The sequence below is a fragment of the Streptomyces sp. NPDC020965 genome (assembly GCF_044333555.1).
Classification (GTDB): Bacteria; Actinomycetota; Actinomycetes; order Streptomycetales; family Streptomycetaceae; genus Streptomyces.
Genome location: NZ_JBIRRE010000002.1, coordinates 102226 through 128316 on the forward strand (window position 1 = coordinate 102226; position 26091 = coordinate 128316).

General features: G+C 71.6%; 24 protein-coding genes and 1 pseudogene. 8 read left to right on the forward strand and 17 right to left on the reverse strand.

The window, feature by feature from the left end; all coding sequences use genetic code 11:
* Positions 1–133 precede the first annotated feature (133 nt).
* Positions 134–781, reverse strand: a complete 648-nt coding sequence (locus tag ACH4S7_RS07320) for a TetR family transcriptional regulator (protein WP_398520145.1) — start codon at positions 779–781, stop codon at positions 134–136.
* Positions 782–1012: 231 nt separating this feature from the next.
* Between ACH4S7_RS07320 and ACH4S7_RS07325 the strand changes: the two genes are divergently transcribed.
* Positions 1013–2032 carry a VOC family protein gene (locus ACH4S7_RS07325; RefSeq protein ID WP_398520146.1) on the forward strand — a complete coding sequence of 340 codons (1020 nt, stop codon included), beginning with the start codon at positions 1013–1015 and terminating at the stop codon, positions 2030–2032.
* Between the two features lie 156 nt (positions 2033–2188).
* Positions 2189–4588, forward strand: coding sequence for a PQQ-binding-like beta-propeller repeat protein (locus ACH4S7_RS07330; RefSeq protein ID WP_398520147.1), 2400 nt, complete (start codon positions 2189–2191; stop codon positions 4586–4588).
* A gap of 490 nt (positions 4589–5078) precedes the next feature.
* Here the strand turns inward: ACH4S7_RS07330 and ACH4S7_RS07335 are convergent, their stop codons facing one another.
* From ACH4S7_RS07335 to ACH4S7_RS07345, 3 genes are read right to left on the reverse strand one after another with little or no spacing between them, the layout of a single operon-like run.
* A complete protein-coding gene (locus ACH4S7_RS07335) occupies positions 5079–5855 on the reverse strand; it encodes an enoyl-CoA hydratase/isomerase family protein (RefSeq protein ID WP_398520148.1) in 777 nt (258 codons plus the stop codon).
* Positions 5852–6301: a Zn-ribbon domain-containing OB-fold protein gene (locus tag ACH4S7_RS07340; protein WP_398520149.1), complete on the reverse strand. Its 450-nt coding sequence runs from the start codon at positions 6299–6301 to the stop codon at positions 5852–5854. The genes ACH4S7_RS07335 and ACH4S7_RS07340 overlap by 4 nt, the downstream gene beginning before the upstream one ends.
* 1 nt (position 6302) lies before the next feature.
* A complete protein-coding gene (locus ACH4S7_RS07345) occupies positions 6303–7451 on the reverse strand; it encodes a lipid-transfer protein (protein ID WP_398520150.1) in 1149 nt (382 codons plus the stop codon).
* Between the two features lie 93 nt (positions 7452–7544).
* Between ACH4S7_RS07345 and ACH4S7_RS07350 the strand changes: the two genes are divergently transcribed.
* The gene (locus ACH4S7_RS07350) at positions 7545–9107 is read left to right on the forward strand and encodes a FadD3 family acyl-CoA ligase (protein ID WP_398520151.1); all 1563 of its coding nucleotides are present in this window, start codon (positions 7545–7547) and stop codon (positions 9105–9107) included.
* Positions 9108–9138: 31 nt separating this feature from the next.
* Here the strand turns inward: ACH4S7_RS07350 and ACH4S7_RS07355 are convergent, their stop codons facing one another.
* The 11 genes and pseudogenes from ACH4S7_RS07355 to ACH4S7_RS07405 form a co-directional block, all read right to left on the reverse strand.
* Positions 9139–10362, reverse strand: a complete 1224-nt coding sequence (locus ACH4S7_RS07355) for a cytochrome P450 (protein WP_398520152.1) — start codon at positions 10360–10362, stop codon at positions 9139–9141.
* 122 nt (positions 10363–10484) lie between these two features.
* The gene (locus ACH4S7_RS07360; protein WP_398520153.1) at positions 10485–11693 is read right to left on the reverse strand and encodes a cytochrome P450; all 1209 of its coding nucleotides are present in this window, start codon (positions 11691–11693) and stop codon (positions 10485–10487) included.
* Positions 11694–11908: 215 nt separating this feature from the next.
* Positions 11909–12499 (reverse strand): annotated as a pseudogene (locus ACH4S7_RS07365) (GTP-binding protein); the annotation flags it as partial.
* Positions 12474–12872, reverse strand: coding sequence for a DUF742 domain-containing protein (locus ACH4S7_RS07370; RefSeq protein WP_398520154.1), 399 nt, complete (start codon positions 12870–12872; stop codon positions 12474–12476). The gene ACH4S7_RS07370 and the pseudogene ACH4S7_RS07365, both read right to left, overlap by 26 nt.
* Positions 12869–13300, reverse strand: a complete 432-nt coding sequence (locus ACH4S7_RS07375) for a roadblock/LC7 domain-containing protein (RefSeq protein ID WP_398520155.1) — start codon at positions 13298–13300, stop codon at positions 12869–12871. The genes ACH4S7_RS07370 and ACH4S7_RS07375 overlap by 4 nt, the downstream gene beginning before the upstream one ends.
* Positions 13269–14981 (reverse strand): ATP-binding protein, encoded by a 1713-nt coding sequence (locus ACH4S7_RS07380; RefSeq protein ID WP_398520156.1) that lies wholly within the window; start codon positions 14979–14981, stop codon positions 13269–13271. Before ACH4S7_RS07380 ends, ACH4S7_RS07375 begins: the two co-directional genes overlap by 32 nt.
* Positions 14982–15308: 327 nt before the next feature.
* Complete coding sequence (locus ACH4S7_RS07385) at positions 15309–15677, reverse strand: hypothetical protein (protein WP_398520157.1); 369 nt, start codon at positions 15675–15677, stop codon at positions 15309–15311.
* 523 nt (positions 15678–16200) lie between these two features.
* Positions 16201–16431, reverse strand: coding sequence for a hypothetical protein (locus tag ACH4S7_RS07390; RefSeq protein WP_398520158.1), 231 nt, complete (start codon positions 16429–16431; stop codon positions 16201–16203).
* Positions 16431–16604 carry a hypothetical protein gene (locus tag ACH4S7_RS07395; protein WP_398520159.1) on the reverse strand — a complete coding sequence of 58 codons (174 nt, stop codon included), beginning with the start codon at positions 16602–16604 and terminating at the stop codon, positions 16431–16433. The genes ACH4S7_RS07390 and ACH4S7_RS07395 overlap by 1 nt, the downstream gene beginning before the upstream one ends.
* Positions 16597–16764 carry a hypothetical protein gene (locus tag ACH4S7_RS07400; RefSeq protein ID WP_398520160.1) on the reverse strand — a complete coding sequence of 56 codons (168 nt, stop codon included), beginning with the start codon at positions 16762–16764 and terminating at the stop codon, positions 16597–16599. Before ACH4S7_RS07400 ends, ACH4S7_RS07395 begins: the two co-directional genes overlap by 8 nt.
* A gap of 221 nt (positions 16765–16985) precedes the next feature.
* Entirely contained in the window at positions 16986–18191 is a 1206-nt protein-coding gene (locus ACH4S7_RS07405; RefSeq protein ID WP_398520161.1) for a helix-turn-helix domain-containing protein, read from the reverse strand.
* Between the two features lie 82 nt (positions 18192–18273).
* Between ACH4S7_RS07405 and ACH4S7_RS07410 the strand changes: the two genes are divergently transcribed.
* A complete protein-coding gene (locus ACH4S7_RS07410) occupies positions 18274–18744 on the forward strand; it encodes an NUDIX domain-containing protein (protein ID WP_398520162.1) in 471 nt (156 codons plus the stop codon).
* A 40-nt stretch (positions 18745–18784) separates the two neighbouring features.
* Complete coding sequence (locus ACH4S7_RS07415; RefSeq protein ID WP_398520163.1) at positions 18785–19255, forward strand: NUDIX domain-containing protein; 471 nt, start codon at positions 18785–18787, stop codon at positions 19253–19255.
* 31 nt (positions 19256–19286) lie between these two features.
* Here ACH4S7_RS07415 and ACH4S7_RS07420 read toward each other — a convergent pair whose 3' ends face one another.
* Together ACH4S7_RS07420 and ACH4S7_RS07425 are read right to left on the reverse strand one after the other, a co-directional pair.
* Positions 19287–22229 carry a BTAD domain-containing putative transcriptional regulator gene (locus ACH4S7_RS07420; RefSeq protein WP_398520164.1) on the reverse strand — a complete coding sequence of 981 codons (2943 nt, stop codon included), beginning with the start codon at positions 22227–22229 and terminating at the stop codon, positions 19287–19289.
* 177 nt (positions 22230–22406) lie between these two features.
* Complete coding sequence (locus ACH4S7_RS07425) at positions 22407–23228, reverse strand: polysaccharide deacetylase family protein (protein WP_398520165.1); 822 nt, start codon at positions 23226–23228, stop codon at positions 22407–22409.
* A gap of 249 nt (positions 23229–23477) precedes the next feature.
* Between ACH4S7_RS07425 and ACH4S7_RS07430 the strand changes: the two genes are divergently transcribed.
* The 3 genes from ACH4S7_RS07430 (at position 23478) to ACH4S7_RS07440 (ending at position 26081) form a co-directional block, all read left to right on the forward strand.
* On the forward strand, positions 23478–24698 hold the full coding sequence (locus ACH4S7_RS07430) for an amidohydrolase family protein (protein WP_398520166.1): 1221 nt from the start codon (positions 23478–23480) through the stop codon (positions 24696–24698).
* A gap of 50 nt (positions 24699–24748) precedes the next feature.
* Positions 24749–24958 carry a pentapeptide repeat-containing protein gene (locus ACH4S7_RS07435; protein WP_398520167.1) on the forward strand — a complete coding sequence of 70 codons (210 nt, stop codon included), beginning with the start codon at positions 24749–24751 and terminating at the stop codon, positions 24956–24958.
* Positions 24959–25172: 214 nt separating this feature from the next.
* On the forward strand, positions 25173–26081 hold the full coding sequence (locus ACH4S7_RS07440; RefSeq protein WP_398520693.1) for an LLM class F420-dependent oxidoreductase: 909 nt from the start codon (positions 25173–25175) through the stop codon (positions 26079–26081).
* The last annotated feature ends 10 nt before the right edge of the window (positions 26082–26091 follow it).

The window sequence follows — 26091 nt, forward strand, 5'->3', positions numbered from 1 at the left end:
TGGTGCGTACTGCCCAGTGCTGCCGATGTGGCTCCGCGGATTGCGTGCTGAGGACCGCGGAATCGGGGGCTGCGGAACCAAGGGCCGCGGAATCGGGGACGGTGGGACGCGGACCCGTGGCGGAGTGCGGCCCCTACTTCGTGGGCTTGCGGCCCGTGATGCCCAGATGGACCAGGAGGGCGAGGTTCGGCTTCAACTCCGCCTGCTTCACGCCCCAGGTGGTGAAACCCTTCTGATGCGAGGCGACCGCCGCCAACATCGCCACCAGCGAACCCGCCATCGCGGCCGGGCTGACGTCCTTGTCCACCCTGCCCTTGGCCTGGAGTTCCTTCACCGATTCCGTGAGGGAGTTGGTGACCGAATTCAGGATCTTCATGCGGATCTTGTAGAACCGCTTATCGCCCTCGGCGGCGCCCAGGTCCACGACCCGCAGAATCGCGTCATGGCGACGCCAGAAGTCGAGGAATCCCTCGACCAGTTCCTCCGAGGTCGCCCAAGCGGCTTTGCCGACCCAGGATCTACCGGAGACCAGCGCGGTCAATCCCGCACCCTCCTTCGCCATTTCCTCGGCGATTTCGAGAACGGCGCCCTCGACGTCCGGGAAATACTGGTAGAAGGTCGCGGGGGAGGTGCCCGCCTTCCGGGCCACGTCGATGACCTTGACGTCCCGATACGGCGACGAGCTGAGCATTTCGCTGAGGCAGTCGAGCAGCTTCTGCCGCGTCGCCTGGCCGCGTCGTCCGGCCACGCGGCCGTCGACAGTGCGTACTTGTCCTGTCATGCCGTCAGCTTACCGAGGGGTGATCGGCGCGCGATTCGGCCGACTGCAAATGGGGTGTGGCCCCACGGTGCCCGCCCCGCGGCGATAACGGTCATATGTTCGATTCTATCCGCTGCGCGGTCCGCCCCGCCCCGTTAATTTGAGGAGGACGACGGTCCGGACGGCCATCGGACGACCACCACGTGAGCTTGCACACTGCGCGGAGACGAGCGGAGACGAGGTGACGGGCCCATGGCCGCATTCCCCGAGGGGACGCCGTGCTGGGTGGACGCGGCGCTCCCCGATGTCGAGGCCGGGCGGCGCTTCTACGGCGAACTGTTCGGCTGGACGTTCCGGGAGGGGGAGAGCGGGCGTACGGGGCGGCGCGCGGGTGGGCGTACGGGCGGGCGGATCGACGCCTTCAGCGACGGGCTGCTCGTCGCCGCCCTGGCGCCCAAACGGGACGGCCGGATGCCCACGGTCTGGGGCGTCTACCTCGCGGCCGACGACGCGGCGGCGCTGACGGGCGCGATCGGGCGCGCGGGCGGCCGGGTGATCGTCCCGCCGACGGCGGCCGGAGGGGTGGGCACGGTGGCGATGGTCGCCGACCCCGGCGGCGCGGTCTTCGGGCTGTGGCAGGCCGGGGAGCGGGCGGGCTTCGGGAAGCGGGGGATGCCCGGCTCCTTCTGCTGGGCCGAGCTGTACACCTGGGACAAGAGCCGGGCCGATCCGTTCTACGCCACGGTCTTCGGCTTCGGGGCGACCGATCCACTGCTGGACCGGGACCCCGCCGAGCCGCCCCCGGACCGGGACCCCGCCGAGCAGTCCGGTGGCGCTCCGGCCGGTGGTGGGCCGGCCGAGGGCGGCCCGCCCGCCACCGGAACCCCGACGGCCCCCCAGGCCCCGGCCGTGGACGCCTCCAACGCCTACTTCCAGGGCGTTCCCGATATCCGGTGGTGGTCACCCCGGGGCACCGAACCGGGCGACCGTACGGCCGTCGCGGGGCGCCGCGTCCTCACCGACGCTTTCCCGGCCGAACTCCCCGACCACTTCCTTGTCTATTTCTGCGTCAAGGATTGCGATGCGACGGTGGCGACCGCGGTCCGTCTCGGCGGCCGTGTCCAGGCGCCGCCGTATGACATCCCCCCAGGGCGAATCGCGGTACTCACGGACAATCAGGGCGCCACCTTCGCCGTACTGGCCGAACCGACCGCCCCCGGCACCGGGGCGGGTGCCGAACCGGACCGGGGATCGATGTCCGAATCCGGATGACACACGCCGATCCGCCCCCGGGTTCGCAACCGCCGCCCCCGACAGGAAGAATCAGCCGGGACCGCCGCTGAGGGTCCCGGTGGTGAGACGCTGCAGTGAGCGGTAGGTGACGGGCACGCGTGATCCGGAGCCCGTACGGGGAGGTGGCAGGCAGGTATGGAGCAGCTGACGCAGCATGATCCGAGACGGATCGGTCCGTTCGAAGTGCTGTGCCGGCTCGGTGCCGGGGGCATGGGGCTGGTCTATCTCGCCCGCTCGGCGTCCGGCCGCCGCGTGGCGATCAAGACCGTACGTACCGAACTGGCCGAGGACCAGCTCTTCCGGGTCCGGTTCACCCGCGAGGTGGAGGCGGCGCGCGCCGTCAGCGGGTTCTACACGGCGGCGGTGGTGGACGCCGACCCGCGGGCGGCCGTCCCCTGGCTGGCCACCGCGTATGTGCCGGCGCCGTCCCTGGAAGAAATAGTGAACGAGTGCGGGCCCCTGCCGGCCCGCGCGGTCCGCTGGCTCGCGGCGGGCATCGCCGAGGCCCTCCAGTCGATCCACGGCGCGGGCCTGGTCCACCGGGACCTCAAGCCGTCGAACGTCCTCGTCGTCGAGGACGGCCCGCGCGTCATCGACTTCGGCATCGCATCCGGTGTCTCCAACACCCGGCTGACCATGACCAATGTCGCCGTCGGCACCCCCGCGTACATGTCGCCCGAGCAGGCACGCGACTCGCGCAGCGTCACCGGTGCCAGCGATGTGTTCTCCCTCGGCTCCACCCTGGTCTTCGCGGGGACGGGCCACGCACCCTTCCACGGCGCCAACCCGGTCGAGACGGTCTTCATGCTGCTCCGCGAGGGCCCGGACATGGAGGGCCTGCCCGGGGAGCTGCGCCCGCTGATCGACTCCTGTATGCAGATGGACGCCACGCTGCGGCCGTCGCCGGAGGACCTCCAGGCCCAGCTCGCCCCGCACCTCTTCTCCTCCGGCGGTGACGACAGCGGTACGGCGTCCGCCTGGCTGCCGACCCGGGCCACGGCGATGATCGAGCAGCGCCGGGGCGGTGGCCGGACGGTCGCCGCCGTCGCACCGCCACAACGCGCTCCCGAGGCGCCGCCCGTACCACCGCCGGCGCCCCCGTCGCCACCGCACTCCCCGCCGCACGTCCCACCGCGCCGGGGCGGCGACTGGGGTACGCCGCACCACGGCGGCGATCCGCGCACCGGGGCGCCGTCACCGGCCGGCCCCGTACAGCTTCCGGGTGCGCGGGCGCCGATCGGCCCCGGGCTGCGGGTCGCCGACACCGGTCGTACGGCGGTCTCCGACGCGGGCCCCGCGACCGGCTGGATCCGTCCCCCCGCGGGGGTGAACGGCATCGGCCCCGTCCCACCGCAGCCCGCCCACTCCCCGCCGCTCCCGCCCGCGCAGGCGCCGGACGCGCCGTCCCGCTGGCGGCCCTGGCGCTTCCGGATGTCCAACGACGTCTGGGGCACCCCGGTGGTCGACGGCGAACTGCTCTATGTGACCTCGTTCGAGGTGCACGCCCTGGACGTGGCATCCGGCCGGCGCCAGTTCAAGACCCGGGACGTGGCCTGGGCGATGGCGGTGGAGGCGGGCCGCATCCACGCCTCCGACGGGCCCACGCTGTACGCGCTGGACGCGGCCGACGGTCAGGAGCGGTGGCGGCTCCAGACCGACGCCTGGGTGTACTCGCTCAAGGCGGAGCGCGGCACGCTGGTCACCGGCACGCGCGGCGGCGGCGTCCAGGGCTGGGAGGCGTCCAACGGCGAGAAGCTGTGGGAGCTGACCGGGGCGCAGACCGACTTCGAGACCCCGGAGGCGGGACCCGCCGTCTTCGACGACACGGTGTACGTCTGGCAGGACGCCCGGCTGCGCGCGCTGGAGGCGAGGACCGGCCGGGAACGCTGGTCCTACCCCGTCGGCGACGCCGCGTCCTGCGGCGGCGTACCGGTCCGGGTACGGCCCGCGTCCGACGGGTACGTCTACGTCTCGGCGGGCACCCGAGTGCTCGCCGTCGACATCGCCAGCGGCCGGGTGCGCTGGCACTTCGAGGCCCCGGCGGTCTTCCTCTCCCCGCCCGCCTTCGCGCCGGGACCGGCCGTCACGGGCGGCGGGGTCTATCTCGCGGACTACCTCGGCACGGTCTACGCCCTCGACGCCACGACGGGCAACGACCGGTGGCGCATCGCCACGGAGGCCCGTCAGTCCATCGAACCGGTCCTGGTCACCGGGGGCAGCGTGCATGTGGGCAGCGGCAGCGCGCTCTACACCCTGGACGCGGTGACGGGCACCCCGATGTGGCGCTTCGCGGCGGGCGGCGAGGTCGTCGGCGCGCCCGTGGTCGCGGACGGCCGGGTCCACTTCGGCTCGGCGGACCACGTCCTCTACACCCTGGACGCGGCGGGCGGGCAGCTCCGCTGGAAGCTGGCGACGGGCGGCGAGATCACCGGCTCGCCGGTGGTGCGCGGCGGGGTGGTGTACGCGTGCAGCAAGGACCGGTGCGTGTACGCGCTGGACGCGGTGAAGGGTACGGCGACGGGGCGGGGCCGCTGAGTCGCCCTTGCGGGCTCCGATGGCGGCGCCCGTGCTCCCGGCGTACGGTCGGAGCCGGCGGCCGCCGTTCCGACACCCTTCCGTGGACCAGGACGACGGCCGTCCCGGCTGCGCCGGGGCTTGCGGCGGGCCTGCTCGTGCCGAGGCTCTTGTCCATGTCCGCCTCCCCGCCCCGAAGGGTCCGTCCTCAATCGCCGGACGGGCTGGGTTCCGGACGGGCTGGGTTCCGGGCGGGCTGGATTTGTGTGCTCGGCCCGTCGTCAATAGTTGCTTCCACGGACCCACGCACCGGTGCGAGCGACCAACTTCAGCCCGGCCGGGCGCCTCAATTCAGCCCGTCCGGCGTTTGAGGACGGACCCTCGGGTCCGTGGGACCGGGCATGGGCAGGTGCTCGGGCACGTGATCCCAGCCCGTCCGGCGATTGAGGACGGACCCTTCAGGGACTGGAGCCCGAGACATACCGGGCGCTCTCGGCACGAGCAGGAGCGCTCACCGCACGCGGTGGGTGGTGCGGCGCGCCCCGAACAGCTCCCCCTGCTCCGCCGCCCCCGCGTTGCCCAGCGCGATCAGATGCGGGGCGAGCGCGAAGGCCCGCGCCCGGGCCGCCTCCCCCGCGGCCCAGACGGCCCGCACGGTCCCCTGCACCGCCGCCGTCGGGTACGAGGCAACGACCCCCGCCGCCCGCAGCGCCCCCCGCACCGCATCGCCGGGCGCGGTCAGTTCGGAGACCAGCCCGGTGTCGTACGCACGTTCCGCCGAGACGCGTTCCGCCGTGCCCATCAGGGCGATCCGCGCCGCCTCCCCGTACGGCAGCCGCTGGGCCAGATACATCGCCTCGTACGCGCTGACCATCCCGTACGTCGTGTGCGGGTCGAAGAACGTCGCCCGCCGGGACGCCACCACGAATTCGCTCTCGCCCAGCAGATAGAACGCCCCGCCGCAGGCCATCCCCTCCACCGCCGCGATCACCGGCTTCCAGAGGTCGTTCGCCTTGGGGCCGACGGTGAGCAGCGGATCGTCGATCGAGTACGGGGAGGACGGCTGCGGCACCTCCACCGAGCGGTCGACGCCCGTGCAGAACGCCTCGGTGCCCGCGCCGGTGAGCACGACGGCCCGGACCGCTTCGTCGTGGCGGAAGGAGGTCCAGACCGCCGCGAGCCGCGCGGCCATGTCCAGGTCGATCGCGTTGTGCTTCGCCGGGCGGTCCAGGGTGACGAGCGCGACGCCCGTCTCGTGGACCGCGTCCGTCTCCACCCGGATGCTCATGGCCGCTCCAGCAGCCAGCGCGGCAGCCGCAGCCCGGTTTCGTCGGCCGGGGTGAAGGCGACCTTCACCCCGGCCCCGATCCGCAGCCGCGCGGGGTCGACGGAGTTCAGCGGGGCGTCCGGCGTGGCGACCACATTGCCCACCAGTCGGACGCGCGGCGCGTCCAGCAGTTCGACCACCACCGCGTTGTAGGAGGCCAGTGCCGCGTAGGCGGGCAGCAGCGGCGGGTGCGGGATGACGTACGACCAGATCCGGCCCCGGCCGCTCATCGGGCGCCACCCGCTGTCGAAGGACTGGCAGTGCGGGCAGCAGGGCCGGGGCGGGAAGCGTGGTTCGGCGCAGTCGGCGCAGGTCTGGACGCGGAGTTCGCCCCGGGCCGCGTACTCCCAGAAGGGCGCGCCGTCGTCGTCGGGTACGGGGCGGAGCAGGGACGTCTCGGCTGTCATCTCAGCTCCTCAGCAGTACGGCCGATGTGGGCACGCCCTCGCCCGCCGTGACCAGGCAGGTGGTCGCGCCGGGGACCTGGGCGGTGGAGGTGCCGCGCAGTTGCTTCACGCCCTCGGTGATGAGGTTGAAGCCGTGGACGTACGCCTCGCTGAGTCCGCCGCCCCCGGTGTTGATCGGCAGCCGGCCGCCGATCTCCAGCGCGCCGCCCTCGGTGAAGGCGGCTCCCTCGCCGCGCTCACAGAATCCGTAGCCCTCCAGGGAGAGCGGGATGAGCGGGGTGAAGGCGTCGTAGATCTGGGCGACGTCGATGTCCTGCGGCCCGAAGTCGGCGGCCTTCCAGAGCTGCCGGGCCGCCGTCCAGGCGGGGCCGGTGAGCGGGTCGTCGTTCCAGTAGTTGACCATGCCGTGGTGCTGCGCGGGCAGGCCCTGGGCGACGGAGTGGAGGTAGACGGGTTTGTGGCGGCAGTCCCGGGCGCGTTCGGCGGAGACGATCACGACGGCGAGTGCGCCGTCGGTCTCCAGACAGTTGTCGAAGAGGCAGAGCGGCTCACTGATCCAGCGGGAGGTCATATACATGTCACGCGTGAGGGGGCGTTCGTACATCATCGCGGCCGGGTTCTGGTTGGCCCGGTTGCGGCAGGCGAGCGCCACATGGAAGAGGTGGTCGCGGGTCGCCCCGTACTCGTGCATATAGCGCCGGGCCAGCATCCCGATCTCGTCGGCGGGTCGCAGCAGCCCGAACGGCCGGGTCCACTGCGCGGGGGTGGGGAGCTGGACCGCCGTGTTCTTCCAGGGGCGGGGGCCGCTGCCGCGTTTGCGGGACCGCCAGGCGACGCCCACGCTCGCCTGCCCGGTGGCGACGGCGGCGGCGAGGTGGGCGAGGGTGGCGCAGGAACCGCCGCCGCCGTAGCCGACCTTGGAGAAGAAGGTGACATCGCCCGCGCCGATGGCCTTGGCGATCTCGACCTCGTCGGTCTCCTCCATCGTGTACGAGGCGAACGCGTCCACCTCCGACGCCGCGATGCCCGCGTCGTCCAGGGCGGCGACGATCGCCCGACAGGCCAAGGTCTTCTCGGGTTCGGGTAGTTGTTTCGCAAAGGCCGTCTGGCCGATGCCGGCTATCGCCGTAGCGTCCTTGAGGCCGGTCACGGGCACCTCCGGCGTTCGATCCCGAATGCTGACAGCGCGTCAGGCTACCGGTAATCTGACGAGTAGTCAGCTACTGTGCCGGGAGGCATTTCTATGCACGGCGACCTGGAGTGGGACACGATCGGCCGGCTGGTACGGGACGCCGCCGAACGGCACGGGGAGCGCGAGGCGGTCGTCGACGGCCGCACCCGGCTCAGCTACACCGAACTCGGCGAACGCGTCGAACGGGCCGCCGCCGCCTGTATGGCGGCCGGTGTGACACCGGGCGACCGGGTCGCCGTCTGGGCCCCCAACACCGTCGACTGGATCGTCTCCGCACTCGGCGCGGTCACCGCGGGCGCCGTCCTCGTCCCCCTGAACACCCGCTTCAAGGGGACGGAGGCGGCCTATGTCCTCAGCCGCAGCCGGGCCAGGCTCCTCTTCGTCACCGGCACCTTCCTCGGCACCTCGTACGTCGCCGCCCTGCGCCGCGCCGACATCGAACTCCCCGAGCTCGAACAGGTCGTCGTCCTCGCCGACACCGCGCCCGCCGACCGCCACTACCGCACCTGGAAGGACTTCCTCGCCGGCGGCGACACCGTCACCACCGAACAGGTGCGCGCCCGCGCCGACTCCGTGCGGTCCACCGACCCCTCCGACATCATCTTCACCTCCGGCACCACCGGCCGGCCCAAGGGTGCGCTCATCACCCATGCCCAGACGATCCGCTGCTACGACGTCTGGAGCGAACTCGCCGGACTCCGCGCGGGCGACCGCTATCTGATCGTCAACCCCTTCTTCCACACCTTCGGCTACAAGGCCGGGATCATCGCCTGCCTCACCCGCGGGGCGACGATGATCCCGCAGCCCGTCTTCAACGTGGACACGGTCCTCGCCAATATCGCCGCCGAACGCGTCTCCGTCCTGCCGGGACCGCCCACCCTCCACCAGTCCCTCCTCGATCACCCGGCACGCGACCGCCACGACCTCTCCGCGCTCCGCCTCGTCGTCACCGGCGCGGCCGTCGTACCACTGCGGCTGGTCGAACGGCTCCGGGGCGAACTCCGGATCGGCACCGTCCTCACCGCGTACGGACTCTCCGAGGCCAGCGGCATCGTCACCATGTGCCGCCGGGGCGACACCCCCGACACCATCGCCACCACATCGGGCCGCCCCATCCCCGGCACCGAACTCCGCGTGCTCGCCGAACCCGGCCGGCCCGGTGAGGTCCTGGTCCGGGGCCACCATGTGATGGGCGGATACTTCGAGGACCCCGAGGGCACGGCGGCCGTCATCGACGAGGAGGGCTGGCTGCACACGGGAGACGTGGGCGTCCTCGACGCGGGCGGCAACCTCCGGATCACCGACCGGATCAAGGACATGTTCATCGTCGGCGGCTTCAACGCCTACCCCGCCGAGATAGAGCAGCTACTCGGCCTGCACCCGGACATAGCCGATATCGCGGTGGTCGGAGTGCCCGACGGGCGGCTGGGCGAGGTGGGCAGGGCCTATGTGGTCCGGCGCCCGGGTGCGACGCTCACGGCGGACGACCTGATCGCGTGGGCACGGCGGGAGATGGCGAACTACAAGGTCCCCCGGCAGGTCGAGTTCCTCGCCGAGCTGCCCCGCAACGCCTCGGGCAAAGTCCTGAAGGGTGACCTCCGCGCCACCCCGTGACCCCGGGCCGCCGGAGAGTCCCGGTGGGTGGCTACCGCAGCCGGACCGGGATCTCGCGCCACCCGTACGCGATGAAGGACGGCACCTGCGCCAGCCCGTCGCCCGCCACCAGCTCCAGCCCCGGGAAGTGGTCGAACAGCGCGGGCAGGGCGGTCCGCGCCTCCATCCGGGCCAGCGGGGCGCCGATGCACCGGTGCACCCCCACCCCGAACGCCAGATGATCGTCCGCGCCGCGCCGCGCGTCGAACTCGGCCGCCCCGGGGCCGTACCGCTCGGGATCGTGGCCCGCCGCCGCGAACGTCGTCAGGATGGCGTCCCCGGCCGGGATCGTCACCCCGTCGACCGTGATGTCCTCGACCGCGAACCGCAGCGGCAGGCTGGCGATCGACGGGTGCACCCGGAGCACCTCGTCGATCACCGCGTCCCAGCTGACGGCCCCGGACCGGACCGCCGCGAGCTGGTCGGGCCGCCGCAGCAGCGCCACCACCGCGTTGCCGATCAGATTGACCGTGGTGTCGAAGCCCGCGCCGATGACCAGCAGCAGGGTGTGGAGCAGTTCCTCCTCGCTCAGCCGGTCGCCGTCCTCGTCGCGGACCCGGAGCATCTCGGTGGTGAGATCGTCGCCCGGGGTCTCGGCCTTGTAGGCGATCAGCGCGGGCAGGACGGTGCCGATCTGCTCCTGGACGGAGAGCGCGTGCTCCGGACCCGGGTCGGAGGTGTCGATGATGGCCGCGACGAGCCGCCCGGTGGCGTTCCGCAGATGGTCGGGGACGCCGAAGAGTTCGCAGATCATCCGCATCGGCAGTGGATGCGCGTAGCCGGCGCGCAGATCCACGACGGCCCCGGCCCGGTGGAGGTCGAGTTCGGCGAGGAGGTCCCCGGTGATCGCCTCGACCCGGGTCCGCATCTTTTCGGTGCGGCGGGCGGTGAAGCTCGGGGCCACCAGCCTGCGGAGCCGGGTGTGGTCGGCGCCGTAGGTCGAGAGCATGTTGACGACGCCGACCCAGTTCAGGATCCAGCCCCAGGCCGGGTTCTCGGCGACCTCGCCGAAGAGGGACCAGTGCAGCCGGGGGTCCTTGCTGACCCGTCGGTCCAGGATCAGGGCCTTCAGCGTGCTGTAGCGGGTGGGTGCCCAGGCGGGTATCCCGCCGGGGAGTTCGACCGCCACCACCGGGCCGAGCGCGCGCAGCCGGGCGCTCTCCCCAGGGATGTCGGCGCCGAACGGGTCGATCGCCACGGGTGGGGACACGGTCATCGGCACTCTCCTCGGGGCGTGGGACGCGGGACGTGGGGCGTGGGACGCGGGGCGTGGGGACGTGGGGCGTGGGGGCGTGCGGGGCGGTCAAGAGGTGCGGGACGGCTCAGAGGTACGGGCGGTCAAGGGGTACGGGGCGTGAAGCGGACCGGCAGCGCCGTCAGCGACCGGTGGAAGGGACCGGGCCGCCAGGTCAGTTGCTCGCGCGGGGTGACCGGGTCCAGGTCGGGCAGCCACTGTGTCAGCCGCTCGATGGCCTCGGTCGCGATCAGCAGCGTGTGCTGCTTCACGGGGCACACATGCGCGCTGGCACCCCACGACATGTGCGACGCGTCCCGGGGATGGTGCCCCCCCTCGTACTCCTTCTCCGCGAAGTAGGCGAGGGCGCCGAACGAGATCACTACCGGTATGGCCGCCCGTACCCACACCCCGTGGAAGCCGATGGTCCTGCGTGCGTAGTAGATGGCGTAGTTCGCCAGCGGGGTCTCGTACCGCAGCACCTCCACCACCGCCTCCATCACCGGCCGGGCGCCGCGGGTGAGGGTGGAGTAGTAGGACTGGTTGCCGAGGATGCGGGAGAGCGCGTTGGAGACGAGGTTGGCGGTCGGTTCGTGCCCCGCGCCCAGGGTGAGGAAGACCTGCCAGGTCACCTCGTCCGGGGTCAGCTTCAGCGGGTGGTCGAGCAGCCAGCTCGTGAGGTCCGGGCCGCGCCGGGCGGTCTTGGTGGCGATCAGTTCGACCACGTACCTCCCGTACTCGGCCTCGCCGAGCGCCGCCCGCTCACCGCCCTCCATCAGCAGCGCGAGCGCGTCGTCGAGCCGGCCGCTCTCGCTGTCGGGCAGTCCGAACAGATTGTTGAAGATCAGCGCCATCAGCGGGCGGCAGAAGTCGGAGACGAGGTCCGCGTGACCGTGGGGTCCGAACCGGGCCACCAGGATCTCCACGGCGCGGTGCACCCGCTCCCGTAGATCGTGCGGTTCGACCAGGCTGAACGCGTCGACCAGGGTGCGGCGGTAGCGCAGATGGGCCTCGCCGTCGGCGAACAGGGTGTTGGGCCGCCATCGCATCATGCCGAGGATCGGGGGGTCCCCGGCGATCGTCGCCTCCCAGGGGCGCGGATCGTGGGACCAGATCTCCGGATCCTGGAGCAGATCGAGGGCCGCGCGCCGGTCGGTGACGACATACGCGGAGACACCGGGGGCGAGTTCCCCCCAGCCGATCGGGCCCTGGGCCCGCAGGGTGTCGTAGTAGCCGTGCGGGTCGGAGGCGAAGCCGTCCTCCCAGAGCCGGACCGGTTCGGCGAGGGAGTAGACATCCGTGGTGGGGCTCACCGGCCCTCCGCCCCCTGCCGGTCGCCCGGTTCACCGGCCGGTACGTCCACCGGGCTCGCCACCCGACCGCCGTCCACTCGGCCGCCCGACTGGTTGTCCACCCGATCGTCCACCCGATCGTCCGCCCGGCCGTCGACGGGGCCGCCCGACTGGCCGGGAACCCGCTCCTCAGCCGTGGTGGCCGTGGTGCCGGTGGTGGCGGCCGGTACGACGGCCGGGGGCTGCTGGCTGAGCACATGCTGCACCAGCGCGAGCAGCGCGTCGATGGATGCCTGGGTGTCCCGGGCGTCGCAGGCCACCATCGGGGTGCCCGGCTCCAGGTCCAGTGCGGTGCGCAACTGCTCCTCGGTGTAGTCGCGGGCGTCCGGGAAGGTGTTGAGCGCGACGGCGTACGGCAGCCCCGAGTCCTCCACCAGACCGAGGACCTCGAAGGAGTCGTCGATCCGGCGGGTGTCGATCAGTACCAGCGCCCCGAGTGCCCCGTAGGCGATATCCGCCCACAGCGAGCGGAACCGCTCCTGGCCCGGTGTGCCGAACAGATAGAGCACGATCCCCCCGTTCAGGGAGATCCGCCCGAAGTCGATGGCGACGGTGGTCGTGGTCTTCTCCCGCACTCCGGCGAGATCGTCCACGGCCGCTGACGCCTCGGTCAGCTCCTCCTCGGTGTGCAGGGGGCGGATTTCGGACACGGAATCGATCAGAGTGGTCTTGCCGACCCCGAAGGGGCCCGCGACCAGGATCTTCACCAATTCACGGGCGCTGTCCGGCAGGTGCAGGCCGCTAGAGCTTGAGGGCGCGGAGGCCATCGGCGACTCTCTCCAACAGATCGTGATCGGGCTGGACGGCGTACGGAATGGGCGGGCGGGTGCTCACCAGCGCGAGGTCGATCAGTTGCGCGGCGAGCACCCGTACGGCGGAGACGGGCAGTTCCAGCAGGGCCGCCGTCTCCACCACGGTGAGCGAACCGCCGTCCAGGACGCCGAGGACGCACCGCTGGGCGACGGGCAGTTGGGCGGCGGCGTTCAGGGCGTCGGGGGCCCCCGATAAGGAGGGCTCGCTGAGCCCGGTGAGGCCCGTGAGGACCGAGAGCCGCTCCAGGCTGTTGCGGCTCGGCTGTGTCCTGCCGTCCGTGGACACATAGGCGGGGACCAGCGGACGGCCGCCCCGGCTGCCGGTCATGCCGGCGTATGGCCAGCGGCTCCACGAGGCGCCGCCGCCATCGCCTTCTGGCCGAGCCTGGCCACCTGTGAGTGGACTCGATGGGCGAGCAGATCGAGACGTACTTCGGGATCGCCGTAGGCCGCCACACAGGTGCCGTGCGCGGTGGGGGCGACGAGGATGTAGCCGTGGTCGGACTCGATGACCACCTGGCGTACGTCCGCGCAGTCCCGGTCCGCGAAGGCGGCCGCCGCGGTACGGCAGGCACCCTGCACGGTGCTGGCGATGGCGGCGACCCGCTCGGCGGACGGCTGGGAGAGGTGTTCGGAGTACCCGGAGACAAGGCCGTCCCTGGTCAGCAGGACGGCGGCGCGGACGTGGGGGATCTCCAGGATCGGATCGAGCACCCACGCGGTGTCACCGGTGTCGCGGGAGGTGCGGCTGGTCATCGGGGTCGTTCCCTTCGGGGTCGGCGGCGTTGCGTGCGGCTGCGGTCCCGGCCTGCAGCGCGCCGAGCGCTGCGGCGGCTTCTTCGGGGGTGCGTCGCGGGGGGGCCTGGGGCCGGACCTGGACATCAGCGGGATGCGTGGCCGGGCGGACACGGCGACGGCGGCGGGGCAGCGCATCGTCGTCCGGCGCGGACGCGGACTCGTGGGTGATGGTGTCGGAGACGACGGTCGGAGGGACGGGGGTACGGGCGGGGACGGGAGCGCCCTTGGCGGGCGGGGTACGGCGGGCGTCGGCTCCGGGGGAGGGTGTTCCGGAGGGAGACGTCCCGGCGGTGGCCGGGCCCGCGGGGGGCGCTCCCGTACGGGACGACGGGAGGGTCGGCGGCAGGGGCGCCGACCGCGTCGGTTTGCGGGTGGGGAGGGACGGCGTGCGGGTGGGCGCCGGGACAGCGGCCGTACGGGACGGCAGGGTGGGTGCCGTACGGGACGAACGGATCGAGGGAGTACGGGGCGGGGGCGTACGGGACGGGGTGGCCGGGGCCCTCCGGGGGAGCCGGGGCTCCTCCTGCCGTTCCGCCGCCCGTTCCATGAGCGTGGAGCGCGGTGAGGCGGGCGAGGGCGGGTAGGCGGCCGGGTCGAGCCGGGTCAGCAGATGGCTCTTGACCATCAGGACGCCCCGTACACCTCCGTAGGGAGAACGGGAGGACAGGTCCACGGAGAGATCGAACTGCCGGGTGAGCTGTCCGATCGCCGCCAGACCCATCCGCGGGGGGTCGCCCAGCTCGGAGAGGAGGATCGGGTCGGTGCCGGCCACCATCCGCTGGGCGTAGTCGCGTTCCTCCTCGCCCATGCCGACACCCGCGTCGTCCACGGTCACGGTGATGCCGTGGTGCGCGTGGTCCAGGGCGACGCTGACGGTCGCCTCGGCCGCGGAGTGGCGGAGGGCGTTGTCGAGGAGTTCCGCGACGATGATCGCCACCGGTTCGACGGCGTGCGAGATCAGTGCGGTGCCGTCCTCCAGATGGTTGCTGACCTTGACGCGGTGGTAGCCGATCAGGCGTGAACTGCCCCCGACGACGGCGTCCACGACATGGGATTCGTCGCGGGCGAGGCCGACCCATGCACCGCAGACCACTGCGGTGACCTGGGCGCGGCGGAGGGACTGTTCGTTCTCGTGGTCGAGTGCGTAGAGGGTGTGGGACAACTCCGGGTCGTCGTAGCGGTGCTGGAGGCTACGGACGACGTCCTGGAGGCGGTAGAGCCCCGCCTGGATCTCGCGGGTCGCCCCACGCATCCCGGCGCACGCGGCGGCGTCGACGCGGCGGCGTTCACGCACCATCGCCGCGGCGAGGGTGTCGAGCACTCCGTCGAGTGTGGTGTCCAGCGCTCCGTTCACGGCGCCGGGACGCAGCGGGCCCGGTACCTGGAAGTGGGGATGCACGGCGCGGGTCGCCGCGGCGGGCATCCGCTCCCGGGCCAGGTGGATGACCTCCTCGGTGAACATCCGGGAGGCTCGGTCGACTTGTCTGCGGGCGGCCTTGAGCTGGGCCCGCAGGGTGGCGTTCTCCTCGCGCTCGCGCGCCCGCCGTCGCCGCGATCTGAGCAGTCCGCCCCCCATCACGAACGCCGACAGGGTCCCGGCTGCCAGGCCGACGACGGCCGGATCCGGTATATCGATCATCGAATAGACCTCGGGGGAGGGCGGTGGTCGTGGCCGTCCGGGGGACGACCGCCCAAGTACACACCGTCATCAAACGATCGCGGGCTGTTTTGGCCAGAAGGGCTTGTCATATCGGGTCGCCGGTGGATCACATGCGCCCGGCATATCTGATATGCCGTCAGGCGGTGTTTCCGGCGTAGGTGACGTGGTGAGGGGCGCGCGGCGGCCGGACGGTCGGAACGCGCGACGGCCGCGACGGCTCCCCTCCGCGCCGCCGCGGCCGTACCCCTGCGAGTGATGTCCCGATCAGGTCTTCGGGCTCACTTCTCCGTATTCAGGACGTGCGGCTCAGGGCTTGGGAGGCGCCGGAGCGTGATTGTCCTGAGGTGTCGCCACGGCGCTGTCCCGGAGGAACTTCGGCGGCGCGGGCGCGTGATTGTCGTGGGTGACGACCGGGCCATCGCCGAGCAGCCCATTGGGCGGCGGGGCGGGAGCGTGGTTGTCCTGGGTCAGCACGTCCCCGAGGAACCTCGGCGGCGCGGGCGCGTGGTTGTCCGTGGTGCGCACGGCGTCACCGAGAAACCTCGGCGGTGCCGGAGCGTGGTTGTCCTTCGTGATGACAGGGCCGTCGGCGGGGAGACCGTTGGCCTTCGGCGGCAGTGGTACATGGGTGTCCTGGGTCGTGACGTCGGTGTTCGCCGGCTCTGTGTTGTTCATGTTTCCCCCATGAAGTGCGGCTGTGCTGAACTGGTGGAACTCGATGAAACGTGGTGGAACAGAAACGGCCTTCCGCCCGGAGGCTCCCCCGAGGGTCGCCGGACGGAAGGCCGGGGGACCACCACTCGCCCCCCGGAGAGGTGAGGTCCCCATGTGATCCGTCTGCCCCCCGACGCGACGGATCGACTGCATGTGAGAATGCCGAAGAGGCATAAACATTCGATGAACGCGCTGGAAGAATGCCGTCAGTACGGCTCCAGCGTGGCAGAAAACCGCTTCAACGCAACAGATTTGACTCCAGCCCCGCCCGTCCCTCCGCCCTCAGGGGTGCCCCGTGTGGCACGCCAAGCCGAGCCAACCACTGCGGAGGGTGACGCCCTCCGCGACAACGGTCGCCCGCAGTGGATACGTAGCGCGGGCCGCGACGGTTCAGTCCGCTGGCGCGGGGGGCTGGATCTGGTGCATCTGTCCGCTTGCGTCGGGGGGCTCGGGCAGTACGGGCCCCCCGCCGTCGGGGGTTCCGTCAGCCGGGGTGGTGGGTGTCCGGCTCGGGGGTGAGGGCGGCGGTGATTTGGTCGACCGTCTCGGGGCGGAGCATTCCGAGGTCCACGAAGGCGTTTCCGGAGGCGGTGACGACGGGCCGTACCGCCCGCCATACCTGTTCGGGGAGGCCGAGTCCGGCGAGGGCGGTTTGGAGCCCGTCGGCCGATGCCACGGCCCGGGCCCTGCGGTCCTTCCAGATGTGCATTTCCATCAGGCACCGTGTCCGGGGTGTCGGCGGAGCAGGACGTCGCAGTCGGTGACGCGGGACAGGTTTCCGGTACGGGACGCCTGGGTGCGCCGGCGGGCGAGGTCCGCGCAGACCGGGCATCCCGCCACGGGGGTCGGTGGCTCCGGCGGATTCTGAGACGTGGGTACGTCAGTCATGACGCACCTCCGTCGTACGGCACTGGTGGCACGCGCAGGGTGGGTAGGCCAGCGACTCCGGCAGTGTGGTGCCCTCGTCCGGCTCGGTCGTCACTTCCACCGGGACGCCGACGGGGTGTCGTTCCCCGGCCCGGTTCACTCGGTAGACCTTGATGGTCATCAACGGGTCCCCACCCGGCTCCCCGGGGGAAGCGGGTGGGGACACCACCGTAATTCGAGCGCGTGAACGGTAGGGTGACGCATGTCGTCAACTCCAGTCAGTTGATGGCCATACCCCCGGACCGGTCGCACGGTCGCGGGGGACCTACTGACTGTCAGCATGTCGTCATAAAAGGGCCGTGGTGTTCCCGGAAAAGGAACACCACGGCCCTCGGCGGTGATCTACATGCCGACCCACGCCGCGAGCGAAGCCAGCCCCTCGGGGGCTCGGCGCTGGCGGCGGACCAGGATGGCGATGGTCTCCCGCACCATGGGGTGGTATCTCGCCTGCTGCGGGGCGACCTCTCGGGCACGGTGGAGGAACTTCTCTGCCGATTCGGCCCTGCCCATCTGGACGTGGGCCCGGCTCATTTCGATGTAGTAGCGGCCGATCCGTGTCTTGGGGTGGTCGGCGGGGAATCTGAGTCTCCTGGCCGACTTCATCGCGTCGCCCATTCTTCCCAGTTCGACGGAGGCGGCGACATCGAAGTGGGCCACATTCGTCTGACCGAAGGAGGCCCAGTAGATCTGTGGGACATCGCGGCCGATCCGCTCGGCCGTCTTGCCCGCGAGTTCGAGCCGGTCCCGCACATCGTCCGGGTTCTTCGCCTGGGCGGCGGCGATGGCTCCCGCCAGATGCAGCGTCCCAGCCATGGCCAGGGCCGGTACCGATCCCCTGTCGTCGTGCTGGTCGACGAGCTGGTGGGCACGGTCCAGGACCTTCGCGGCCATGAGGCTGTTTCCGCGCCGCAGCAGCATGGCACTCCGGTACCTGAGGCGGAGCGCGAGCAGCAAGGGGTCCTGAGCCTGTTCGGCCATCCAGCCCATGCGTTCCAGCGCGATCGTCGCCAACTGGTGGTAGCCCAATCGGTAGGCGAACTTAAAAGCGACCCAGTAGGCCCAGCTCAGCGAAGCGGTCGCCCGCTGCCGATCCGGTCCTGTCGGCAATAGGTCGTTCAGTGTGATCAGTTCGCTGAGGAGTCCCGGAAGTTTCGTACCGACGCCGTTGTACTCCGTCGCGCAGGTGCTTGCACACAATGCGTCTATATCGGCGGCGATATCGGCGATGGGGCGTGGCGCGATAGCCGGATCGGGTCCGAGATCGTAGAGATCCAGGGCGTCCTGCAAGGGGGTGATCAGTCGATCGAGCCTGTCCTGCCGCATCTCCGACAGATATGGCTGGCCGTTCAGCACGGTCACGTCGACCTCAAGGGCTCGCGCGACGGCCGCCACGACGGCGGGCGAGGCCGGGGAGAGCCCGGCCTCCACCTTGGCGATGGTTCCCCGGGACACGAACGCGCGTTGAGCCAGGCCGGTCTGGGTGAGCTGCCGCAGCTTCCGGTGGTCGGCGATCCTTGCGCCGATGTGGTCATCGTCGTGGTGGGGCATCCTGGGCCTCCATTCTGACCTCGACCCTCAGAACGTACCCTCGGGGCTCGATAATCCGATGGCGAAACGGGAGGGAATGAGCGTGGCACGGACCGAGTTCTACGACGATCCGGACGCTCCCGCGCCGAACAGTCTGGTCGTCGCCGCGTCGGCCGTCGTCACCGACGACCAGGGGCGCGTGCTGCTCCAGCGGCGGCGGGACAACGATCTGTGGGCCCTGCCCGGTGGCGGTATGGACCTCACCGACTCGCTGCCGGGCACCGCCGTGCGCGAGGTCAGGGAGGAGACCGGGCTGCACATCGAGATCACCGGCCTGGTCGGCACGTACACGGACCCGAGGCACATCATCGCCTATACGGACGGCGAGGTACGGCGTCAGTTCAACGTCTGCTTCACCGCCCGTGTCACCGGCGGCGCACTCGCGATCTCCGACGAGTCGACGGAACTCCGCTTCGTGGCCCCGGAGGACATCGACGCGCTGCCGATGCACCACACCCAGCGGCTCCGGCTCCGCCACTACACGGCCCACCGCGCACAGCCATATCTCGGCTGACCTGCACGGTCGCGACCGGATCGGCTCGTAGGCTTGCGCCATGTCTCAGAACGAGCACGAGCGGCGGATGGCCCGGCCGCGCATGGCGGCGGGGGCGGTGTTCTTCGACGCCGGGGGACGCGTGCTGCTGGTCCGTCCTTCGTACAAGCCGCTGTGGGAGATCCCCGGCGGCTATGTCGAGACGGGGGAGTCCCCGCTGGCCGCGTGTTGTCGGGAGACCTGGGAAGAGCTGGGTATCCGGCCGCCCATCGGTCCGCTCCTGGTCGTCGACTGGGCGCCGAGCCCCGCCGAGGGCGACAAGGTGCTGTACGTCTTCGACGGCGGTGAGCTGGGCCCGGAGGTGGTGGCGTCGATCAAGCTCGCGTCCGACGAACTGCTGGCCGCCGAGTTCCATCCGGTGGCGGAGCTCGACCAACTGCTGATCCCCCGGCTCGCCCGTCGCGTGCGGGCGGCCGTCGCGGCGCGGGCGGCCGGGCGGCCCCGGTACCTCGAACACGGCGCGAGGGTCTAGACGGCCGGGACCGTCACCGGTCCCGGCCCGGTCACGCCGCGCTGAGGGGGGCCAGCAGGGCGCGGACCTCGTCCGCCTCGGCGGCGCCGGATGCCTCGTGGAGGGCCAGGGCCTCCAGCCAGCAGGCGCGGGCGCGGCCCGCCTGGCCGAGGGCGGAGAGGGCGCGGCCCAGGGTGATGAGCACGCTCCCCTTCGTACGGTCGCCGCCGATGCAGCCGATCGCCAGGGCCTGTTCGGCGTGCTGGGCGGTGCGGGCCGGGCGGCGGGCCTTCAGATGGGTCTGGGCGATACGGAAGTGGGTGGTGCCCTCCCAGAGCCGCTGACGATTGGCCTCGAAGCCGTCCAGCGCGTCCAGGAGTTGGTCCAGGGCCTCCGTGTGCCGCCCCGCCTCCGTGAGGGCCACTCCGAGGGCGTAGCGGGCGTTGGCGAGGCGGAGGGTGTGTCCGTTGCGGTGGAAGATGTCGAGACCGCGCTGGGCGAAGTCGATCGACTGCTCGGTCCGGCCCATGTTGAGGTTCAGCCGGGAGAGGTTGCAGAGGGCGCTCGCTTCGCCGGGTTCGTTGCCGTCGGCGCGGGAGTCCTCGATGGCCTGCTGGAGGAAGCCCTCGGCCTCGGCGTGACGGCCCTGGAGGAGGGCGATGATGCCCCGGTCGTTGTTGGCCCAGAAGACGGGCGCGCGGTCGTCCGCGGCCGCGGCGAGGAGGGCGGCCTGCTGGGCGTGTTCGTCGGCGTCGTCGTAGCGGCCGGCGACGAGGTGGACATTGGTGAGGGTGGTGTGGGCGCGGCCCTGGGTGCGGGTGTCGCCGACGGCGCGGGCCGCGTCCCGGGCGGTGAGGGCGGCGTACTCGTACTGCTTGGCGTTGGCGCCGGACTCGGCGAGGTCCTTGGCCGCCCACAGCAGGTCGACGGCGCGGTGCAGGCGCTGCCCGGCGGTGGACTGGCGGGCGCAGGCCAGGACGCAGTGGGCCTCGGTGTAGAGCCAGTCGAGGGCTTCCTGGCGGTCGGCGAAGGCGAGGCCCTCGTACTCGGTGCGGGCGAGGTGGTGGGGGAGGCGGTCGCCGGGCCGCTCGATGGCGTACACCCGGGTGGCGGAGGCGAGGTAGAAGTCGAGCAGCCGGGAGAGGGCCGATTCGGTGGCGTCGGGGTGCTCGTCGCGTTCGGCGCAGGCACGCGCGTAGAGCCGGACGAGGTCGTGGTAGCGGTAGCGGCCGGGGGCGGCGGACTCCAGCAGTGAGGTGTCCACGAGGACTTCGAGGAGGTCCTCGGTCGTCTGGAGGGGGAGCGCGAGCGCGGCTGCCGCCGCGTGCAGCGATATGTCGGGCCCGTCGGCGAGGCCGAGCAGCCGGAAGGAGCGGGCCTGCGCGGGCTCCAACTGTCCGTAGCCGAGCTCGAAGGTGGCCTTGACGGCGAGATCGCCCGCCTGGAGCTCGTCCAGTCGGCGGCGCTCGTCGGCGAGCTTCGCGGCGAGGACGGAGACGGTCCAGGTGCGCCGGGCGGCCAGCCGGGAGGCGGCGATCCGGATGGCGAGGGGGAGGAAGCCACAGGCGCCGACGACATCGAGGGCCGACTCGCGCTCGGCGGTGACGCGCTCGACGCCGACGATCCGGGTGAAGAGCTGGAGGGCCTCGTCGGGGGACATCACATCGAGGTCGACCAGATGGGCGCCGGCCAGGTCGACCATCCGGACCCGGCTGGTGACCAGGGCGGCGCAACCGGCGGTGCCGGGGAGCAGTGGGCGGATCTGGGCGGCGTCGCGGGCGTTGTCGAGGAGGACCAGGACCCGGCGCCCGGCCAGGGTGGAGCGGTAGAGCGCGGCCCGCTCGTCCAGTGAGTCCGGGATCGCGGAGTCCGGGGTGCCCAGCGCCCGCAGGAAGGCGCCGAGCACGGCGGCCGGTTCGGCCGAGCGGCTGCCCGCGCCCTGGAGGTCCACGTACAACTGTCCGTCCGGGAAGCGCGGGCAGACCTGGTGGGCGACGTGGACGGCGAGCGTCGTCTTGCCGACCCCGCCGATGCCGGCCAGCGCGGAGACGGCCATCACCGAACCTTCGGCGGCGGCGAGCCGGCCCGCCAGCTCGCGGACGAAGGAGGCCCGGCCGGTGAAGTCGGGGACCGTCGCCGGGAGCTGTGCGGGCTGGGTGACCGGCTGGACGGTGACCTGTTCCTCGCCGGGGTGGGCCAGCTCCTCGTCGGCGCAGAGGATGCGCTGCTGGAGCTGGGAGAGTTCGGCGCGCGGGTCGACACCCAGCTCCTCGGCGAGGAGGCGGCGGGTGTCCGTGTAGACGGCGAGCGCCTCCGCCTGCCGGCCGCTGCGGTACAGCGCCAGCATCAGCAGTTCCCGCAACCGCTCCCGCAGGGGGTGCGCGGCGGTCAGCGCGGTCAGCTCCGAGACCGCCTCCGCGTGGCAGCCCGCCATCAGATCGAGATCGAGGCGGGTCTCCAGCAGTTGGAGCCGCCACTCGTCCAGCCGCGCCCGCTGGGTCTCCGCGTACGGGCCGGGCACATTGGCCAGGGCCTCGCCGTCCCAGAGTCCGAGCGATTTGTTGAGCAGCGCGCGGGCGTGCGGATGGTCGCCGGCCGCCCGCGCCTTCTCGGCCTCGACCGCCAGCTCCTCGGCCACCGCGAGGTCCACGCAGTCGCGCCGGATCCGCATCGCGTAGCCGCCGGACTCGCTGACCAGGGCGTTGGCGCTGAGCGTCTTGCGCAGTCTGGAGGCGTACGTGCGCACCGTGGCCAGCGCCTGGGAGGGCGGGGCCTCGCCCCAGATCGCGTCGATCAGCTCCGATGACGTCGCCGTCCGCCCGTCACGCAACAGCAACGCGGCCAACAGCGCGCGCTGCTGCGGGGAACCGGACGGCAGAGCCTCCCCGTCCCGCCACGCACGCACCGGGCCCAGCACACTGAAACGCAGGTCTACGACGTCACCGGGCACCGGACTTCGCTGCTCCGGTACGCGTGGCCCGCTGTCACGGTCCATTGCTGCCCCCTGCCCGAACTGCCGATTCGCATCCGACAGTCTGCCTTGTGCATGGCGGCCCCGTCAGCAACGGGGCGATTCCTCATCGCCCCTTGCCCCAGCCGGATGGCGGGCTAACCCCGGGTGTCGATCTTCGTCCGACTTCCGCCCACCCCGCACGGGCGGTACGGAGCACGCCTAGGGCTTGTAGACCTCACCCGGGTTGGGCTTTGCGGGTGCGATGAGTTGGGACACAGTAACAAAGGTGTAGCCGCGCTTCTTGAGCTCCGCGACGATGCCCGGGACGGCGGGCACGGTGCCGTCGTAGATGTCATGCAGAAGGATGATGCCGTCGCGGCTCGACTGCTTGAGTATGCGCTTCTTGATCAGTTCGGAGTCGGTGGTCGAGTAGTCCTTGGCGGTGGCGCTCCACAGGATCTGCGCCAGGCCCAGTTCCTTGCTGACCGAGGTGACGTCGTCATTGATCCGGCCCTGCGGCGGGCGCATCAGGGTGGGCTTCTCGCCGGTGATCTTTGCTATGGCGTCCTGGGTGAGCTTCAGTTCCTCGCGTATCTCGGCGCGCTTCAGCTTGTCGAGGCGGGGGTGCGACCAGGTGTGGTTGGCGACCTCGTGGCCCTCGTCGAAGAGACGTTTCACCACGGCCGGGTACTTGACCACATGGTGCTTGCCGAGCAGGAAGAAGGTCGCGGGGACCTTCTCCTTCTGGAGGTGGTCGAGCAGCGCCGGGGTGTCCTTGCCCGGCCCGGCGTCGAAGGTCAGCGCGATGCACTTGGCCTTCTCGCAGTCGACGGGTGGCCCGTCGGGCAGCGCCGAGCGCGCGCCCCCGGGGCGCGGCTGGACGTCGACGAGCTTCTTGCCGGCGGCGATGGCGTCGGCGCGGGCGTCGGCGGGGGCCGTCCGCTCGGGGTAGAGCGCGTAGGCGGCCAGGCCGGCGGTCACCATGACGGCTGCCGTCGCGCTGGCGGCCACGATCTTGGCCTTCCGGGTGAATCTGGGCATGGCGAGGCCCCCCTTACTGATGGCGTGCTGCTGAGCGGATGCCGCGCGGACGCGGACAGGGACGAGGCGCCTGCCCGTGGCCGGTGGGAGGCGCTAGTGACTATACATGCGGTGTATACGCGCTATGCATAGTCGGGTGGAGAGACGCTGGAGGCCGGGTGGAGGTTGCCTGGCGCGGGTGTCGGGTGCGCCGGATTACGTCCCGTACGACTAGCTGACGAACCGTCAGATCAGCGCTACCGTGAACGCATGGAGACCTTCCCGAAGATCATCTCGGTGGACGACCACACGGTGGAGCCCCCTCATGTCTGGCGGGACCGGCTCCCGTCGAAGTACCGGGACGTGGCCCCCCGCGTCGTCCGCGCGCCCCTGCGGGAAATGACCTTCATGGGGGGAAGGTTCGCCCCCGTGATGGGGGCGCCGGGCGATGAGGGCCCCATCGGCGACTGGTGGGTCTACGAGGACCTGCACCGCCCGCTGACCCGGCTGGACACCGCCGTCGGCTACGACCGCGACGAGATCAAGCTGGAGATCATCACCTATGAACAGATGCGGCCCGGCTCCTACAGCGTGCCGGACCGGCTGGCCGATATGGATGTCAACCACGTCCAGTCGGCGCTCTGCTTCCCGACCTTCCCGCGCTTCTGCGGCCAGACCTTCACCGAGGCCAAGGACCGCGAGCTGGGGCTGCTCGGCGTGCGCGCGTACAACGACTGGATGGTCGAGGAGTGGTGCGGCCCCGACGCCCGGGGCCGGCTGATACCCCTCACCCTCGTCCCGCTCTGGGACGCCGGACTCGCCGCCGCCGAGGTGCGCAGGAACGCGGCGCGCGGGGTGCGGGCGGTCGCGTTCTCGGAGATCCCGCCGTTCCTGGGGCTCCCCTCGATCCACGGGGACGAATGGGACCCGTTCCTGCGCGCGTGCGACGAGACGGGGACGGTGATCGCGATGCATATCGGCTCGTCCTCGAAGATGCCCTCCACCTCGGCCGACGCGCCCCCGGCGGTCGGCTCCACCATCACCTTCGCGAACTGCTGCTTCTCGATGGTCGACTGGCTGATGAGCGGCAAGTTCGAGCGCTTCCCGAACCTCCGGATCATGTACGCGGAGGGCCAGATCGGCTGGATCCCGTACATCCTGGAGCGCGCCGACGTGGTCTGGGAGGAGAACCGGGGCTGGGGCGGGGTGGCGGACAAGGTGCTGCGACCCCCGTCGGAGCTGTTCACCGAGCATGTGTACGGCTGCTTCTTCGACGACGCCTTCGGTCTGCGGAACCTGGACGCGATCGGGGTCGGGAACGTGCTGTACGAGACGGACTATCCGCACTCGGACTCCACCTGGCCCAAGTCGCGGGAGGTCGGGGAGGCGCAGATGGGGCATCTCGCGCCGGACGTGGTGGAGCGGATCGTCCGGGGGAACGCGATCGAGTTGCTGGGGCTGACGCCGGACGGGCTCTGGGCGGGGTCCTGACCGGAGGCGACTGGTCGTTCGTCGCGCTCCCGGGCGCCGGCCTGCGGGGCGTGGGCTTCGACGGCGTACGGATGCGGGAGTGCGACCTCACGGCGGCGCGGCTGGAGGGCGCGACGCTGACCGGGGTGGACCTGTCCGGCGCACAGCTCCGCGGCGCCAGGCCCTCCGGCGCGGATCTGTGGGGCGGCGATCTGTCGGCGCTCGACCCGCTGACGGGGAGCTGGCGGGGGCGAGGATCGACCTGGAGCAGGCGGCGGTGATCGCCACGGCGCTGGGGCTCGATGTGACCTGAGGGGCGGGGGTGTGGAGCGGGCGGGGGGCCGGGATCGGACATGAGGCCGTCGGTGGGGGGCGGGACCCCTTGTCTGATGGGGCGTCAGGTATCACCATGAGCCTGCTCTCACCGGTACCACCGACGAGGAGGCCCCCGCCGTGCACACACGGGTACTGCCCGAAGGGCGGCTGTCGTACGGGATGCAACTGCCCGTCCAGTCGCAGAGCACCCTCTACACCGAACCCTGGGAGACCGCCGCCGGGGTCGAGGATCTGGTCGAGGTCGCCAGGGCCGCCGATCGGGGCGGATTCGCCTACATCGCCGTCTGTGATCATGTCGCCATCCCCCGACGGCTCGCCGACACCATGTCCACGGTCTGGTACGACCCCGTCGCCACCCTCTCCTTCCTCGCCGCGGCCACCCGGCGGGTGCGGCTCCTCAGTCATGTCGCCGTTCTCGGGCTGCGGCATCCACTGGTGACCGCCAAGCAGTACGCCACGCTCGACCACCTCTCCGGGGGGCGGCTGATCCTCGGTGTCGGGGCCGGCCATGTGGCGGAGGAGTTCGCCGCCGTCGGGGCCGATTTCACCGGGCGCGGCGGAGTGCTGGACGAGAGCATCGACGCGCTCCGGGCGGCGCTCGGGCCGGACGAGTACCCCGAGTTCGCGGGGGAGCGCTTCACCTTCAGCGGGCTCGGGCAGCGGCCCCGTCCCGCGCAGCACCGGATTCCGGTCTGGGTCGGTGGCTCGTCGCCCGCCGCCGTGCGCCGGGCCGCCGTGCGCGGGGACGGCTGGCTGCCCCAGGGCGACCCGCGCGACAAGCTGCCCGCGCAGATCGCCCGCCTCCAGGCGCTCCGCGAGCGGGCCGGGATCGAAACACCCCTGGAGATCGGCGCCATCGCCGAGCCCCTCTATGTGGGGAAGCCCCGCTGGGAGGTCGGGCGGCGCACCCTGACCGGCCCGGCCGACGCGATCGCCGCCTCCCTCCGGGAGTACACCGGTCTGGGGGTCCACCAGGTCCAGGTGCGCTTCCGCAGCCGGAGCCGTACCGAACTCCTCGATCAGATGGCCGTCTTCGTCACCGATATCGCTCCGCACCTCACCCACTGAGGGCGCCACC